This window comes from Methanocalculus taiwanensis, assembly GCF_024372745.1.
GTDB classification, from domain to species: domain Archaea; phylum Halobacteriota; class Methanomicrobia; order Methanomicrobiales; family Methanocorpusculaceae; genus Methanocalculus; species Methanocalculus taiwanensis.
Map to the genome: position 1 here is coordinate 36,474 of NZ_VOTZ01000018.1, position 13,611 is coordinate 50,084.

The window sequence follows — 13,611 nt, forward strand, 5'->3', positions numbered from 1 at the left end:
GGACTATCAAACCCTCTTTCGTCCGTACACAAGCGCCCCATCTTTTGGGCAGACTTCGATGCAACGTCGGCAGAGGTAGCATTCACCTTTATTGTCACCTGCTTTTGCCTCGTTTGTCGGGCATGCTCTCTCGCATCTCCCGCATTCAATGCAGGCATCTGTTCTCCTGATTCTATAGATGGCCGGCAACGTGCCTATCTGGAGGATTGCCCCCATCGGGCAGATGATTCTGCAGAACGGGCGATAGATCGGGATTGCTATGAGAAGGATTACGATAAAGACTAGAGTCCCTGTCGAGAACGTGAGCTTAAAGAAGTCCGGGAAGCCGAAATAATCGAGGAGTGCAATACCAAACAGAAATGGTCCTCCAATTATAGCAACAAGGAAGAGGGCACGTATCACACTCAGAATGCCTTTCTGTTGTACGAGAATCTTTTTTGTCGGGATAGTGTAGGCAGCTTCCTGTACAGCTCCGATCGGGCAGAGGTACCCGCAGAACTGGCGGCCAAAGAGCGCAGCAAGGAGTGTTAAAATGCCCAGTCCGATTATGCCTGAAAAGAGTATTGTGCCGATATGCTGTCCGTCTGCAAGGCGCTCGATTAACGACTGGAACTGATGTGGGATCATCGGAGAGAAGGTGGCAAATCCGAGAATGATGGTGATGATGAGAAGCAGGTACCGCATTCTCGCAGAGAATCGTCCGCTTGTCCAGAGGTAAGCCGAGACAATTGAGAGGGTGACCGCGTATACCAGACCGATGAGGAGCAGCGGATCGAAATTGGCACCATACATAGTAATAATTCATCGATGAAAGACGAAATAGATTTGGTCTGGGATCATTTTATATCAGTGAGATCATTTGGTAGAGGTGATTTCAAAGGGATCAGTCAGCTCTATAGCTACATGGCTTGTGTTCTGGGAGTGGTGTGATAGACGTCATTGGGTAGGGATTGCCCCTGGTGCCAATCCTCTTATACCCGTGCGATACACTACCATGCATGCCGGATGTGAAAAGAGATGAGGTTGGGAGGAGGGTATTCCAGCTCAAGCAGCAGCAGAGTGTCGATGGAGCAATGGCAATCATGCGCACTGCACAGGGAAGAAAATGGAATGACATCTCCGAGGAGGACGTCGGGTCGCTGCGCCTGATGATTGAGGAACTCTGGTTAGAGGTTGATCGGGAGACCTGGAAACGCTACTCCTTCTCCCGGCTGACATTGAATGATATCCTGTCGATTGTTCGAATGGGCTATTCCGTGAAGAATGGTACGCTCCCAAAGAAAGAGGCACTGAATCAACTTAGTGAGATATGTGGGCGTACAACATCAGATGCCTGATATATTCTATTAAAAACGTCAAATAATCTTGCGCAAAGAAATTTAGAATCGAATCTCTACTTTTTTGAAAAAAATACGTTTTCGTGGATTTCAATTGCGCGTTCTATTTCGCACTTTCCGCTTTATGTTGGATTTTTAAAACAAGGTTTGCTCTTCAGAATGGCTTTTCAGGGAAGTTATAAATACTTACATTGCCATTACACCTTTGATTTCCGATGGCTGTTGCCGCCGGAAAATGGAGGTAACCATCACGATAAAACTCCCACTCAGCCCGATTCGACCCTGATTTTCGGAGGGCAAAGAGCTGCCTGCCAGCATCCGGTTTTCAGGGGTTAGAGGGCAGGGTTGCATTGGGTGGGTAAGAACCGAGTCCGCCTGACCGGAGGCGGCAATCCCGGCTCTCAGCTGGTGTCAGGTCGGGTAGACACGACTCAATTAAAAAAATGGTGAGGTATGGTATCGGAACAATCGCTATTGCAGGCAATCCGGAAGAAAGAACTCGAGATGAATGTTCAAATCGAGCAGGCGCGATCTGATGCAGCAGTCCTGATCGAAGATGCTAAAAAAGAGGCCGAAGCGATTATTGGAAGATCTATCGATGAAGGCGAAGAGGAAGGCAGGAATTACTTTGAAAAGGAAATCGAGGTGATAAACAAAGATATTGCTGATATCAGGAATTGGAGGCGGGAAGAGGAGATAACAATCCGGACGAAATGGGAGAAAAATGTACCAAAAGCGGTTGATACAATTATTGAACATGTAGGGGCAGGGTCGTAGGCGATGCTTCAGAGGATGGTTAAAGTTCAGGTCATTGGTCCGATAAAGGATCTCGATTCTATTGTTGATACTCTCTACCAGGCTGGAACCATCCATCTGGAGGATGCCTCACGGAGCCATGATCAGGGGGGGATCATTCTTCAAAAAGTCGTAGCAAAAGAAGCGGATGCGATCGCTGCAAGCCTCTCAAAGATCGAAGGAATTGCGCTTCTTCTCCCAAAACAACCTCCGGATATAAACCGTCAAAAGAAAATTATTCAAACCCTGGGCAAAGAGGGTCAGGAATCAGTACTTGGCCGGGCACAGGTGGTCATAGATGAACTTGAGGCGACAACACGAAATCTCATCACCCGAAAGACCGATCTGGAGTTTACTATTGCTAACCTCTCACGGTACCAGACTGTCATTGAGAAGATCCTGCCGATCGAAGGTCAGATTCCTGTTCTCGAAGGATTTGAGATCACGATCATCCTGATTCAGGGAGAGTTTGAAGGAATCCTTGAGGTGATCAAGGAGAAACTAACCCTGATCACAAAGAACCAGTGCGAGTTAATCTCAGCTCCTATCGATGAAGAGAATATCGCAACAGTCGTCGTCTTTAATAGAAAATATTCGGCTGAAGTCCATAGTCTTCTTTATTCACAGAATGTTAACGAACTCAGGCTTCCTCCTGAATACTTAAACCGTCCGCTGAATGAGATCCTTGTTCTCAATGAAGAGAGAAGAGTTGCAGCGATGAAAGAAGTTCAGGAGATCGAAAAGGAACTCATGGAGCTCTCCCGAAGCTGGCAGGATGAGGTTGCTGCACTTGCCCGCTTCTTAAAAGATAGGCATGAAGAGATCAAGGTCTTCAACAAATTCGGGCAGACCGACTACACTTTTGTGATGCTCGGCTGGATTCCAAAGAAATTTCTGGCCTCCACAAAGCAGGCGCTGTATGAGTTATATGGTAATTCGGTCGTTATTAATGAGCTGCAAGCAACCCCCGAGATGATGGATGAAGCCCCGACATTCTATGATAACCCTGCGATTCTCAAGCCATTTGAATATCTCCTGAGCGTCATCTCTCATCCGAAGTACCGCGAGATCGATCCCACTCCAATCTTTGCCGTCTTCTTCCCGCTCTTCTTCGGGCTGATCGTTGGGGATATTGCGTATGGTTTTATTATTCTGGGATTGGCGCTTGTGCTTAAGAAGATGTTTGGCGAACGGTTCGACTGGATACGCCCTCTCATGAACCTGATGATCATCGCCTCGTTTCCAACGATCATATTCGGCTTTATATTCGGGGAGTTCTTCGGAGATTTTGGAGAGCATATGGGCTGGTTGCACCCGCTTGAGATTATGGGTGTCACCTGGCACCGGCTTGATGCCCTGATCCCGATGCTCGTTCTGTCAATTGCAATCGGGGTATTTCATATCATCTTTGGTCTCTGCCTTGGTATCATCAACCAGTGGACCAAGATGCGATGTACGAAGTACGTCTGCGAATGCAGGAAACATATATGTGAAAAAGCAGGGATGATCATTGTCATCTTCAGCATCCTTATCCTTCTTGGGGCAACGATACAGATTGTTCCGGAAATTCTGATGTATCCGGGGCTTGTGATGCTGACGATAGCCCTTGCCTTAATCATCTATGGCGGGGGGGTGATCGCCAGTATTGAAGTCATCAGTATCATCTCCAATGTCCTCTCCTATGCACGTATTATGGCAATAGGAACTGCATCAGTGATTCTTGCACTGATCGCCAACCAGGTTGGAGGGATGATGGAAGTGGCTGTGGTCGGGGTGATTGTCGCTGCATTAATTCACCTGATGAATGTCCTGTTGAAGATGTTTGTTGCGTCACTCCATTCATTCAGGCTTCATATTGTTGAGTTTGCCCCCAAGTTCTCTGAAGGTGGAGGAAAAGTGTATAGTCCCTTTGGGAAGGGCGGCCGGGGTTGATTCCATGATATGAAGGGATTGTTCAGTGGTAGTGAGATACATGGCAGATGCACCACCCAGTCTGGTGATATCCCTCGTATGTGATCAGATCCCATATACGTTGTTGGTGCAGAAAATGAGTTGATATGTTGAATAAACGCACATCCGGGTAAATTGAGGAGTTGAGAGGAACTATGGACTTTGGTATGCCAATCGGGGCTGGCATTGCATTTGGTCTTGGGGCACTTGGTGCTGGGATCGCAATGTCGAGGATCGGTGCAGCAGGAGCAGGGACAGTTGCTGAAAAGCCTGAGCTTTTCGGCTATATGCTTATATTGCTTGCAATTCCTGAGACACTTGCTATCTTTGGGTTCGTCATTGCTGCAATGATCCTGATCATGTAATCCGGCACGAGAAGCAGATCCACAAAAGGCCCCGGGCAACCGGAGTCATCGGGGATTGTTCTCCTGCAGGAAAATCAAAAATTATTGAATGATGGATGGAGTGGCAGATGACTGAAGAACTGATACAGGCAGTCGAGGAATCAGCTCAGGAGGAGATCCAGAGCATCCGGGAGCATGCAGCAGAACAGGCACGCCGTATTGTTGAGGAAGCGCAAGCAGAAGGTCTGAAATTGAAACAGCATTATCCCGAGTACTGGAAGAATTTGGCTGCTGTTGAGCGGACAGCTATTGTTGCAGCACGAGAAAAAGCCAGACTTGAACTATTGCAGATAAAGGAAGAGATCTTTGAGGAGACATTTTGTCGGGCCGAAGAAGAACTTGTAGCATTCAGGGATCGGCCCCATTATGAAGATTTCCTGAAATTCAGCATCCTTGAGGCACTGGCAGAGCTGGATGGCGCATCTGCGCATCTCCATGTTGATTGCCGGGATGAAGCACTCTGCACGGGAATACTCAAAGATCTGAACCAACGCCATACAATCGTTGCCGACATCGAGTCTATGGGTGGTGTCATTGCCAGTACAACCGATGAATCAGTCATAGCGAAGAATACCATAGAAACCCGTTTAAAGAGATCGAGGGAAGTGCTCAGGAAAGAGATCTTTTCGATCCTGGATGGAGGATGAGGTTTCATGGATGAGATGGATTACTCACATGCAAATGCCCGGCTCAGGGCTATGAAGAGCCGACTCCTTGGCCAACAGGCACTTGATGAACTTATAAATAAACCAGATATTGATGCCCTCATTACTGCGCTTGAAGAAACAGCATATAGAACCGAGCTCCAGAAGGCAGGCATCGAGCATACCGGAATAATCCGGATTGAGACAGCATTGCGTCGGGATCTCGTCTACACATTCAGGAAGATCCTTCGTTTCTTCCGGGAAGAGGAAGAGAAGATATCTATCAGGATTATCTTAAACCGCTGGGATCTGCAGAATATCAAGACGATACTGCGTGGAAAAAAGATCAATGCACATCATGATGAAATTCAGGAGAACCTTGTTCCTGCCGGAGAGCTGGATTATGCTGCCCTGATTGAGCTCTCCCAGCAGCCTGATATCAGGGCTGTCATCGATCTTCTGGCTACCTGGAGGATCGAGTATGCACGTCCCCTCACCCGGAAGTTACAGGAGTATCTCGAGAGGCGGGATCTTGCGATCCTCGAATTTGCCCTTGACCGCTTTTACTTTGAGAATGCCCGCTCAGCCTTAACAGGGGACGACAATTACAGCAAGGGTATTGTCCTGGATCTCCTGAAAACAGAGATCGATGTTGCGAATATCAGAATGGTATTGCGGGTGGTCAGGGACAAAATATATGTTGAAGAGCCAGGCGATTACCTGATTAAAGGAGGAAAATATCTCTCATTCGATCAGCTCGTCCAGATGCTGGCTGCACGATCCATTGAAGATATCGTAAAGGAGCTGATCCAGACACCATATGCATTTCTTGCAGGGGTGGGCAGGGAAGATCTCGTCTTCGAGCGGATCTCTGTTCTTGAACGTGAACTCGAACGGTTTATGATAAAAAAAGGATGTAGCAGCTTCCTTAAGGATCCGCTGAGTATTGCCATCCCGGTCGGGTATATCTGGGCTAAGCAGAATGAAGTGACGAATATACGGATTATTGCCCGATCGATAATGGGCCTGGTTCCTGAGGCGGACATGAGGAGAGTGATGACGTATGTATAAATGTATGGTGGTCACCGATCCTGAAACTGCCCCCGGATTCCGTATGGCAGGTGTTGAAGTGATCGAGCTTGAAACCCCCGATGAGGCTGAAAAACTCGTCATAAAGCTGCTCCATCGCGATGATACCGGAGTTATTGCGATGAATGAAGATTTCATCGAGAAACTTGATCACAGGATTATGGAACGGATAGAACGGTCGTATCGGCCGATCATCATTCCGATCCCTTCAGCGAAGAAACAATCGGATAGGGAGAACTATATCGATCGTCTTCTGAGGAGAGCGATTGGCTATAATATTGTTGTGAGGCGATGATCGTGACGACAGGCAATATTTCACGAATTTCCGGACCGGTTGTAACCGCTGAGGGGCTGAGAGGATCGATGATGTATGAGGTGGTCAGGGTTGGGACTGATGCATTATTTGGTGAGATCATCCGGCTGGATAAGGATGAGGCGGTTATTCAGGTATATGAGGATACATCCGGACTGATGGTGGGTGAGAAGGTAGAGAGCACAGGAACACAGTTCTCTGTCGCACTTGGTCCCGGCCTTCTTTCATCAATCTATGATGGTATCCAGCGTCCTCTGCCGACCCTCTTCAAGATGAGCGGCGATTTCATATCCCGTGGAGTATTTCCCCCGGGCCTTGATCTCTCCAGAAAATGGAGTTTTACTCCCGCGGTTTCTGTGGGAGACACTGTGAAGGAGGGCGATCTGATCGGTTTTGTTCCAGAGTTCCATATCGAGCACCGGATTATGGTTCCACCATCTGTATCCGGGAAGATCAAAGAGATATATGAAGGTGACTTTTCGGTGACAGATCCGATCTGCACACTTGATGATGGAACCTGTATTGCGATGATGCAGCTCTGGCCGGCCCGGAAACCCCGGCCATATCAGAAGAAGATGGATCCGGATACGCTCCTCATCACCGGGCAGCGGATCTTTGATTGTATGTTCCCTGTTGCCAAAGGCGGGACTGCAATGATTCCTGGAGGTTTTGGTACCGGGAAGACGGTTGCGGAACAGACCCTTGCTAAATGGTCAGATACACAGATCGTCGTCTATATCGGATGCGGGGAACGGGGTAACGAGATGACTGATGTGTTGTATGAGTTCCCCGAACTGATTGATCCCCGTACCGGCCTGCCCCTTATCGAGAGAACGGTTCTAATCGCCAATACATCGAATATGCCGGTTGCCGCCCGTGAAGCATCGATTTATACCGGTATCACGATAGCCGAGTATTACCGGGATATGGGCTATGATGTCGCATTGATGGCAGATTCGACATCACGATGGGGAGAAGCCCTCCGTGAGATTTCAGGGAGGCTTGAAGAGATGCCCGGCGAAGAGGGTTATCCCGCATATCTTGCCACCCGGCTTGCTGCATTCTATGAACGGGCCGGCCGTGTTGTCTGCTATGGGGATGATGAGCGGATCGGCTCAATCACCATCATCGGGGCGGTCTCCCCCCCTGGCGGTGACTTCTCTGAGCCGATCACCCAGAATACGCTTCGCGTTGCCGGGACATTCTGGGCGCTTGATACTGCTCTTGCATACCGGCGGCATTTCCCCTCTGTCAACTGGATCAAAAGCTATTCTCTCTACCTTGAGAGTCTGGAGGACTGGTATGGGAAGGAGGTTGCAGAGGACTGGAAGGATCTTCGGGAGGAGGCGATCTATCTCCTCCAGAAGGAGGTCGAACTGCAGGAGATCGTCCAGCTCGTCGGTCCTGATGCTCTCCCTGACAGCGAGAAGCTCATCCTTGAGATCTCCCGGATGATTCGGGAGGATTTCCTTCAGCAGAGTGCTTTTCATGAGATCGATTCGTTCTGTTCGCTTGATAAGCAGTACTGGATGCTGAAGGTGATTCTTAGCTTCCATGAAATTGCAAAGAGGGCGATGAACAGAGGTATTGGGATCGACTCGATCATGCAGCTGCCGGTGAAGAGATCGATCGGGCGTATGAAGGAGCTCCGGAATGCCGAAATGGTCAAAGGGCATATCGACACCATTGCCAGTGATTTTACATCCCTCATGGAGGAGGACTAAATGACAGCTGTCCTTGTTAGTCGGGAATATAAGACGATCAGCAATGTGGCAGGTCCCCTGATATTCATCAGTAATGCAAAGCACGTCTCATATGATGAGATTGTCAGGATCTATCTGCCAAATGGCGAGGAGAGATCCGGGCGGGTTCTTGAGATCTCAAGGGATATAGCGGTTGTCCAGGTGTTTGAGGGAACAACCGGGATAGATAATAGATCAACAAGGGTGGCGTTTACCGGCAGGCCTCTCATGATGAAGCTCTCCCCCGATATCCTGGGTCGAACCTTCAACGGGATCGGCAAGCCCCGTGACGGGGGTCCGGATATCATCGAGGAGATGGAGGTTGATGTGAATGGAATGCCGATCAACCCCGTTGCACGGGATAAGCCCGAGGATTTTATCCAGACAGGGATGTCCGCAATTGATGGCCTGAATACGCTTGTGAGGGGCCAGAAACTTCCGATATTTTCCGGAGCCGGTCTTCCTGCAAACAAGCTTGCTGCCCAGATCGGCAGGCAGGCAAGGGTCCTTGGAGAGGGAGAGCAGTTCTCGGTGGTCTTTGCTGCAATGGGGATCACCTTCAGGGAAGCCTCCTTCTTCACCAGATCGTTTGAGAAATCAGGGGCTCTTGGGAGGGTGGTCTTCTTCATGAACTTAACCGATGATCCGACCATCGAACGCCTGACAACGCCGCGATGTGCCCTTACGGTTGCAGAATATCTTGCTTATTCCCTCAACCACCATGTGCTGGTGATCCTTACGGATATGATCAACTATTGCGAGGCTCTCAGGGAGATTTCAACTGCCCGCGAGGAGGTTCCGGGGAGACGGGGATATCCGGGGTACATGTATACTGATCTCTCGACGATCTATGAGCGTGCCGGGAAGATCAAAGGGAAGAGAGGTTCAATCACCCAGATCCCCATCCTGACGATGCCAGATGACGACATCACTCATCCTGTTCCCGATCTGACCGGATATATCACCGAAGGACAGATTGTGCTGTCACGGGATCTCTTCAGGAGAGGTGGAGATCCTCCGATTGATGTGCTTCCCTGCTTATCAAGACTGATGAACTCCGGTATCGGCGAGGGGAAGACGAGGGAAGATCACAGGAATGTTGCCGATCAGCTTTATGCGTCCTATGCCTATGGGCGTGATCTCAGGCGTCTGGTGGCGATCGTTGGTGAGGAGGCACTGACCGAACTGGACAGGAAGTACCTCAAGCTTGCAGATGAGTTTGAAAAAACGTTCATATCACAGGCCGATGAGAACCGCGGGATTGAAAGGACCCTTGAAATTGGCTGGAACCTTCTTGCCATGCTTCCTGAAGAGGAGCTCAAACGGATCGATGTGGGCTATATTGAGAAATATCATCCCGGATACCAGGAGGCGTGAGGAGTGGAGCAGGCCAAGCCGACACGAATGGAGCTTATCAGGGTGAAAAACCAGATCAAGCTTGCAGAACAGGGAAAAGATCTCCTCCGGCAGAAGATGGATGCCCTGATTCAGGAATTCTTTCTGATCATGAGAGATGTGTCGGATTCCCGCTTTGAGCTTGAGGCGATTGATGCCTCTGCACGCCATTCACTCCATCTTGCTGTGGCAGTTGACGATTCCGTTGCTGTCCGTTCTGCTGCCCTTGCTACACGCAGGGGCGTATATCTCGATATTTCTGGTAAGAATATCATGGGTGTGCCGGTGCCCGTCCTCGAAAAGAAGGTGATCTCAAAAGGGACGTTTGAGAGGGGCTATAGTGTGCTTGGTGTCTCCGGCAGAATCGATGAGGTTGCCGAGAAGTTTGAACGTGAACTGGATTTAATCATCGCTCTTGCCGAGACCGAGACATCACTCAGGAGGCTTGGGGAGGAGATCCAGATGAACCGGAGGAGAGTGAATGCCCTTGAGCAGGTTGTGATACCTGAACTCAAAGAGATGGCAAAGGAGATCAAGATCGCCATAGAAGAGCGTGAACGTGAAGATCTCTTCCGTTTAAAGAAAGTAAAGAAGATAATAAACCGCAGGAAAGAGGCAGAGAAGGCAGAAGCATAAGAGCCAGCTTAACTCCCCGGTTCTCTATGCCTCTCTATTCAGAGCCCGTGCTGGTTCCGCAACACAGATGTGATGCCATATGAGGGGTTACAGGGTTTTGGTTTCCTCCCTTTTGGCCGCTTGAGGGCTTCATCGATCCGATCCCGGCATCGGGCAAGTGCCTGAGTCCTCAGTTTGTCGATGGTGCTTGATGCCTTGTCTGAACACCCACCGGACGATCGTTCATTCATAGCGGTCACCTCCTTATGTTTGCCATCACTGGCTATGGTGTAATAGCGCTTGGTGTATTTATATTTAATTTATCCTGTAAAAATTAAATGATTCTGAATTGCCCATACCCTGTCAATGGTGGCAAAAAAAACGGTGCCGTGGTTTCAATAGTCGATTCTCTCGTCTCCTGATGCAACGTTTCCTATCCTCTTCCCGCAATGCTTATCATCTCCTGTGATAATGCGAGAACAATGTATCATCATGCTCAAATTCCCCAGCCCAGAATGGTCAGGCCTGGCGATCTCGCCGCGACATTCTCATTAAAGGATCAATCGGATGAGACCTTCAGCCTCCTTGAACACCATCATAAACGGGTTCTTCTTTCATTCCATCCGCTCGCATGGACAGATAAATGTGCGGTCCAGATGCTCTCGCTTGAAGAGAATCGAGAAACATTCTCATCCCACAATACGGTTGCCGTTGGGATCAGTGTTGATTCTGTCCCCTGTAAGAGGGCATGGGCAAAGAGCCTTGGAATTACCAGTACTCCCCTTCTTTGTGATTTCTGGCCGCATGGTTTTGTTTCAAGGCTTTACGGGCTCTTCCGGGAGGGAAATGGATTCTGTGAGCGGGCAAATGTCATTGTAGATGTGGATCAGGCTGTCATATTCAGCAAGGTCTATCCTGTGCATAGTGTCCCTGATATTGGAGAGATCATTGCGTTCCTGGAATCTGATTAAAGGTTCCAACTCTCTTCAGGGGTCATCAGAAACACTATAACCCCATACACCTGACTCAGTATATCATGTTCTCAAAATTGCGTGCCTTCCTCGGCCGCCCGGATGAGCCCCCTGAAGCGGAGGTGATCCGATTCTTAAGCCTTCCTTCCTGGCTTGATGAACGGGAGAATGAGGTTGTCTCCCGGATTGCAGAGAAGTTCAAGGCTCCGATGGCAGAGTTTGAAATTGCGCTTGCAACTCTGGAGGATCTCATCCCTGTATTTGAGGAAGAGCCTGCGGGCCTTGAAGATGAGATCATGCTCCATCCGAAGGTAAAGTCTGTCTTAAAGACCGCCCGGCCCCAGACCGTCCGTTCACTCCGACAGGCAATCGAGAAAAAGCCCTCCGGTGATCCTGAGGCATACTATGGGGTCTCTACGGATATTCTCAAAGGAGTGATTGCAGCTGCAAAAGGGCCTGGAAAATATCTCCATCTTGTCTATAAAGAGGAGATGCCTCAGATGCGCCGGATCATCAAAGAGATGGGGCGGGCAGTAAACGATATGACGGCTGCCCTGGCTGCCGGGACAAAGGAGAAAGATCAGATAAAAGAAATCAGATCCCGGTACCAGAGGCTTGAAGAGATTGGTCGGCTTGTGGGGGAGGCAGAGGATCGGTCACAGTCCGGTCAGGAGAGGGAAGCATCCATTATCAAGGATATTGAGAGTGCTGAAGAGGAACTCGCAGGCATCAGCACTGTTGCTGTGAAGGAGAAGGTCTCCTCTGCAAAACGGGATCTTGAGGTTGCACTTCAGAGCTATGCACAGGTGAGAGCCCCTGCTGCGGGTGTGATCCGGCGGGCAGAAAAACTCCTGAAACATCATAAGTCCCCGATTGATACCCTCAAACCACTTCTGGATCTCTTGGAAAGACAGGTGCCGTATAAAGAATGTGCAATTGATTTCGAACCGGCACTTGGGACGATCAGATCCCTGATCACATCAGGTGAACTCCAGTTGAAGAACCGGGAGGAGCAGCAGCTCTTTGGTGATGGAAACCTTCCGGTGATGATGAAGATGGTGTCTGATGAGTACTGGCGCCTTGAAGCTGAGCTTTGCCGGGTGCAGGAAGAAGCAGATTCGGATCCTGTTGTAATTGAAGAGAAACGGCTTCTAATGGAACTGGATCGAATGAAGAAAGAAGCAACTGGAGCCGGTTCAGCTGCTTCATCCGCAGAAGAGGAGAGAGGCAGGCTTCTGGAAGAGCAGGCCCGGCTGTGTGATGAGTTGCAGGAGATTCTTGGCAATTTTGGTAATTTTACCTGTGATCTCAGCTAATCTGCCCGAAAATAGATCTTGATCGTTTGTATCATCTCTTCCGGTTGCCGGGTGCCAAGGAGCACCCTCTCCCCGGATATTTTTCTGAACCGGATCACCTGATTACCGCTGACGATATAGGTGATCCCCTCCCCTCTACAATAGCGTATTCCCCACCCTCCGCAGTCGCGGATCGGGCGGATTGTGATCAGATCGGCTGCTGCCAGATCGCTCCAGGGGATGATCCGTTCTTTTCGAACGATAGGAGGCATCCGGTAGCTGATCCCGTCAACCGATACGTGCGTCTCCAGCCTGAGTACCGCAAAGAAGAGGGGGAGGAGCACACCGAAAGCGAGGAGGATAAGGATCTGGACCGGCCCTGTTGCTGGTTCTGTCATAAGGACGCTGTACCAGGTGATGATGGCAACCCCGGCAATAAGTGCGATGATCCATGGCTGCCGGAAATACTGGATTTCATGATACTCGAGGCTCATGGGTGATAGCTCCTGTCTGTAGATGGCAATATGTTAATTATCTGTAAGAATGTATGGGTATCTGTCTGATGATCCTGCAGCTTACACCATTTGCGATTATCTATCTTGTAACAATAGCAATCGGCTTGTATCTCTTCCATCTGGCAAAAGATATTCCGTTTACACCGGGAAGAAAACTGGTCAGGCTGGTCATCGTCGGAACAATTATCTTAAATGGCATGTATGTGCTTCAGCTGCTCGTGATTGATCCCGGAGTATTCCTGATCTCAATCCTTATCGGGATTATGGGCATATACATGATAATCTCGGCACTTCTCCTCTTCGCACTCTCCTATACCGGGCGTGAGCAATATGTAAACCCCCGGGCATTCGTCCTTCTGATGGTTCCCCCTCTCCTGATTCTATCAGCGGTTGCCACAAACCAGTACTTCTCTTTGTTCGTAACTGGTCAGCTATACCTGTAAGCCACAGTGGGCATGAAGGGTTCTCTCCTGAATGCTCCTTTGATGGCGGCAAGTACTGACCCCTCATTCTTCTTCACAGTTGAGATATACCCTCTTACCCGGC

At 49.4% G+C, this 13,611-nt stretch carries 16 protein-coding genes; 13 read left to right on the plus strand and 3 right to left on the minus strand.

The genetic code is table 11. The features are described 5' to 3' along the window. Positions 1-6 precede the first annotated feature (6 nt). A complete protein-coding gene (locus tag FTO68_RS08735) occupies positions 7-792 on the minus strand; it encodes a 4Fe-4S binding protein (RefSeq protein ID WP_255333012.1) in 786 nt (261 codons plus the stop codon). Between the two features lie 206 nt (positions 793-998). Between FTO68_RS08735 and FTO68_RS08740 the strand changes: the two genes are divergently transcribed. From FTO68_RS08740 to FTO68_RS08785, 10 genes are all read left to right on the plus strand, one after another. Beyond that, on the plus strand, positions 999-1,337 hold the full coding sequence (locus FTO68_RS08740; RefSeq protein WP_255333013.1) for a hypothetical protein: 339 nt from the start codon (positions 999-1,001) through the stop codon (positions 1,335-1,337). 453 nt (positions 1,338-1,790) lie between these two features. Continuing rightward, positions 1,791-2,114 (plus strand): V-type ATPase subunit subunit G family protein, encoded by a 324-nt coding sequence (locus FTO68_RS08745; RefSeq protein WP_255333014.1) that lies wholly within the window; start codon positions 1,791-1,793, stop codon positions 2,112-2,114. 15 nt (positions 2,115-2,129) lie between these two features. Continuing rightward, positions 2,130-4,064, plus strand: coding sequence for a V-type ATP synthase subunit I (locus tag FTO68_RS08750; RefSeq protein ID WP_255333015.1), 1,935 nt, complete (start codon positions 2,130-2,132; stop codon positions 4,062-4,064). 173 nt (positions 4,065-4,237) lie between these two features. Then, a complete protein-coding gene (locus FTO68_RS08755) occupies positions 4,238-4,447 on the plus strand; it encodes an ATP synthase subunit C-like protein (protein ID WP_255333016.1) in 210 nt (69 codons plus the stop codon). 107 nt (positions 4,448-4,554) lie between these two features. Continuing rightward, entirely contained in the window at positions 4,555-5,133 is a 579-nt protein-coding gene (locus FTO68_RS08760) for a V-type ATP synthase subunit E (protein WP_255333017.1), read from the plus strand. 6 nt (positions 5,134-5,139) lie between these two features. Continuing rightward, positions 5,140-6,201 carry a V-type ATPase subunit gene (locus FTO68_RS08765; protein ID WP_255333018.1) on the plus strand — a complete coding sequence of 354 codons (1,062 nt, stop codon included), beginning with the start codon at positions 5,140-5,142 and terminating at the stop codon, positions 6,199-6,201. Continuing rightward, entirely contained in the window at positions 6,194-6,514 is a 321-nt protein-coding gene (locus FTO68_RS08770) for a V-type ATP synthase subunit F (protein ID WP_255333019.1), read from the plus strand. The genes FTO68_RS08765 and FTO68_RS08770 overlap by 8 nt, the downstream gene beginning before the upstream one ends. Continuing rightward, the gene (locus tag FTO68_RS08775; RefSeq protein ID WP_255333020.1) at positions 6,511-8,256 is read left to right on the plus strand and encodes a V-type ATP synthase subunit A; all 1,746 of its coding nucleotides are present in this window, start codon (positions 6,511-6,513) and stop codon (positions 8,254-8,256) included. The genes FTO68_RS08770 and FTO68_RS08775 overlap by 4 nt, the downstream gene beginning before the upstream one ends. After that, on the plus strand, positions 8,257-9,651 hold the full coding sequence (locus tag FTO68_RS08780) for a V-type ATP synthase subunit B (protein WP_255333021.1): 1,395 nt from the start codon (positions 8,257-8,259) through the stop codon (positions 9,649-9,651). Between the two features lie 3 nt (positions 9,652-9,654). Continuing rightward, positions 9,655-10,305 (plus strand): V-type ATP synthase subunit D, encoded by a 651-nt coding sequence (locus tag FTO68_RS08785; protein WP_255333022.1) that lies wholly within the window; start codon positions 9,655-9,657, stop codon positions 10,303-10,305. Positions 10,306-10,343: 38 nt separating this feature from the next. On the opposite strand, the gene FTO68_RS08790 is transcribed toward FTO68_RS08785, so the two are convergent. Next, positions 10,344-10,535 (minus strand): hypothetical protein, encoded by a 192-nt coding sequence (locus FTO68_RS08790; protein WP_255333023.1) that lies wholly within the window; start codon positions 10,533-10,535, stop codon positions 10,344-10,346. Between the two features lie 231 nt (positions 10,536-10,766). Here FTO68_RS08790 and FTO68_RS08795 point away from each other — a divergent pair, with 231 nt between their 5' ends. Together FTO68_RS08795 and FTO68_RS08800 are read left to right on the plus strand one after the other, a co-directional pair. Beyond that, the gene (locus FTO68_RS08795) at positions 10,767-11,255 is read left to right on the plus strand and encodes a redoxin domain-containing protein (RefSeq protein WP_255333024.1); all 489 of its coding nucleotides are present in this window, start codon (positions 10,767-10,769) and stop codon (positions 11,253-11,255) included. 65 nt (positions 11,256-11,320) lie between these two features. Continuing rightward, the gene (locus tag FTO68_RS08800; protein WP_255333025.1) at positions 11,321-12,571 is read left to right on the plus strand and encodes a hypothetical protein; all 1,251 of its coding nucleotides are present in this window, start codon (positions 11,321-11,323) and stop codon (positions 12,569-12,571) included. On the opposite strand, the gene FTO68_RS08805 is transcribed toward FTO68_RS08800, so the two are convergent. Then, on the minus strand, positions 12,568-13,044 hold the full coding sequence (locus tag FTO68_RS08805) for a hypothetical protein (RefSeq protein ID WP_255333026.1): 477 nt from the start codon (positions 13,042-13,044) through the stop codon (positions 12,568-12,570). The genes FTO68_RS08800 and FTO68_RS08805 overlap by 4 nt on opposite strands. A 68-nt stretch (positions 13,045-13,112) precedes the next feature. Here FTO68_RS08805 and FTO68_RS08810 point away from each other — a divergent pair, with 68 nt between their 5' ends. Continuing rightward, positions 13,113-13,508 (plus strand): histidine kinase N-terminal 7TM domain-containing protein, encoded by a 396-nt coding sequence (locus tag FTO68_RS08810; protein WP_255333027.1) that lies wholly within the window; start codon positions 13,113-13,115, stop codon positions 13,506-13,508. Positions 13,509-13,611 lie beyond the last annotated feature (103 nt).